Origin of the sequence: Cypionkella sp. TWP1-2-1b2 (genome assembly GCF_049896245.1) — a bacterium.
Classification (GTDB): domain Bacteria; phylum Pseudomonadota; class Alphaproteobacteria; order Rhodobacterales; family Rhodobacteraceae; genus Cypionkella.
In genome coordinates this window covers 1-2,379 of sequence record NZ_JAFCTX010000091.1, presented here as the reverse complement: position 1 = coordinate 2,379, position 2,379 = coordinate 1, and the positions used below count along the sequence as shown (strand labels likewise).

The 2,379-nt window shown below is 63.1% G+C and carries 2 protein-coding genes; both read left to right on the top strand.

Annotation, left to right across the window (positions count from 1 at the left end; translation table 11 throughout):
• Nucleotides 1–425: 425 nt before the first annotated feature.
• Nucleotides 426–1,241, top strand: a complete 816-nt coding sequence (locus tag ACP7AP_RS24095; RefSeq protein WP_426038445.1) for a hypothetical protein — start codon at nt 426–428, stop codon at nt 1,239–1,241.
• A 16-nt stretch (nt 1,242–1,257) separates the two neighbouring features.
• A complete protein-coding gene (locus ACP7AP_RS24090) occupies nt 1,258–1,917 on the top strand; it encodes a Fe2+-dependent dioxygenase (protein ID WP_426038443.1) in 660 nt (219 codons plus the stop codon).
• Nucleotides 1,918–2,379: the final 462 nt, after the last annotated feature.

Genomic DNA, 2,379 nt, shown 5'->3' with positions numbered 1-2,379 from the left:
ACTCCACATCAGCTGCGCACATCGCGTGTGGCGTGCACCCGGACCCAGCGGCCTCGTCCGCGCCCGATGGCGAAGGGAGAGAAAAGCGAATGCCACTGTTGGTAGCCGAAGATCGTTTGGACCTGTGCGACGGCTTCGATGCGGCTTGACCCTTTGCGCCTTGTCCAACAACACTGACCATCCTCGCCACCCTGCCGCCCGCTTCACGTACAGCCTGATCCCGAGAAGGGCCCTACGAACGGTGACGATCCTGACCCTCCGCCTCCAAGGCAGCATCTGGCTGGCGGTAAAGCCGGTCTAAAGCGGATATTTGGCAAAAACCTGAGTGAAGCCGCTGCCTGGATATTCTTAGTGAATTACTCAACTAATCTTGACGGTCGCGGTCCGACGCATTAAACCGAAAAAACATTCAGAAAGGTTTCGCCATGACCAAGACCCCGCGCCCGACCCAACCGCGCCGCTGGACCACCCTGGCCGTCGCCTCGGTCACACTGGCTGCGGCACCGGCCTTTGCCGATCTGCGCAGCGCGCCCATCACCCTGACCAACCCTGACGCCCGGATGTGGCTGGCAGAGCAAGGCGGCGAGGTGGGCGAGGCCGGCACTACAGCAAACGCTTCAACTGACGCGGCGTATCTAGCCAAAATCGGCGTTGTCGAGGGCCACATGCTGGCCGCACGCGATCTCTACGCTTTGGGGCAAAAGGTCGATGCGGTCGCCCTTTCCACCCGCCCGCAAGAAGAAGGCACCCTAGCCGATCTCGTCCGTGAGATCACAGACCATGGGGCCGCCGACCCTTCCGCCACTATTGCCGCGTTCACTGCCGCCATGGCCAAGGATGCATCATTGGCCGAAGTCGATGCCGCGCTGAGCTCCGTCGCCCAAGCTTTTGCCGCTGCAGCCGCTGTTGAGGCCGACGAAGTCCGCGCCCGCTTTGACGCCGTGGTTATGTTGCTGAAAGCCGCCGCTGACGAATATTCTGCCAGCATTGAAAACGGTGCGGTCGCCGATGTCATGGGCTGGCACGAGTCCCACTCCTTCGTGACACTTGCTCGCCAGCGCCTGACAGACCTTGCCGCCTTGCCGCTGTCCGCTGCTGCTTCCGCCAAGGCCAGCACCGCGCTGACAGAAGCCGACGCTGCCTTTGGTGACCCCACTTCCACCACCCCGTTTGCCGGCGACCCGCAAATCCTGCTCGGCATTGCTGCCAAGGTCGAACTGATCGCCTCGTCGGTCCGATGAAGCGCAGCGCGCTGCCATGATGCTACTGATCGAAAACCTGCTGGCGCCCACCGATGTCGCGGCGCTGCGCGATGCCGCCTTAAAGCTGAGCTTTGGCGACGGGCGCGCTACCGCCGGCAGACATGCGCGCACGGTCAAGGCAAATGATCAGGCACTGCCCGCGCCCGAACTGGACGCCATCCTGACCAAAGTCGAAAGCACCCTCGCCGCCAACCCCTTGTTCCGCTCCGCCGCCCGCCCGAAGGCCCTGACCCGCCTGATGCTGTCGCGCTACCGCGCCGGCCAGACCTACGGCCTGCATGTTGATGACGCGCTGATGCAGGGAGTGCGCACAGATTTGTCGTTCACGCTGTTTTTGTGCGCCCCCGACAGCTATGACGGTGGCGCGTTGGTGATCGAGGACATGTTCGAGGCCCGCGCCATCAAACCCGCCGCCGGTGATCTTATCCTCTATCCCGCCACCACCCTGCACCGAGTGGAGCCAGTCAGCCGCGGGGAACGGCTGGCGGTGGTCGGCTGGGCCCAAAGCCTGATCCGCGATGCCGCGCAGCGAGAGATCCTATTTGACCTCGACCAGTCGGTGGAGGCCTGCTTTGCAAGCGAGGGTAAATCCGCCCAGCTCGACCGACTGACCAAGACCCGGGCAAACCTCCTGCGGATGTGGGCCGAACCGTGAGGTTAGAAGCTCCGCGGTTTTCCCGCCCACCTGGCGGACGGCCACGCGGTCACAGCGGTTCGGGCGATGCGGTGTTGTCAGAGGAACTTTGCTTAAGGCATTGATGTCGCTTCGCTACTCGAAACGCCTCCCAAACCTCGCGCTTGCGCTCGGATGTCAGCCCGGCGCGGGAATAATCGGCCGCCGGCCCCTGGCCTTTCAAAAACTCTGCTGCCTTTTCCGTCGTCCCGCGCGTGGCGCAGTAGACCACAGCGCCCGACGCCCCTTCGGGCGGCAGGTTCGCCTTGATCGCGGTCAGGGTATCGGTCAGCTTGGTGGCCTTTTACGTGGGCAGCATGGCAAAGGGCTCTGTTGCACAAATCAGCCTGAGGTCGAGTTTTCCCTTCCGCTGGACAGAGTCATCCGACACGTTGAGTTTGCGGCGTTCCAAGTGCCGTAAATCGGTTCAGGATCGCCGCCCTG

What these genes read in the sequence shown, in the direction of transcription:
- ACP7AP_RS24090 (WP_426038443.1), top strand. Translation starts at nt 1,258, where the DNA reads ATGATGCTACTGATCGAAAACCTGCTGGCGCCCACCGATGTCGCGGCG.
- ACP7AP_RS24095 (WP_426038445.1), top strand. Translation starts at nt 426, where the DNA reads ATGACCAAGACCCCGCGCCCGACCCAACCGCGCCGCTGGACCACCCTG.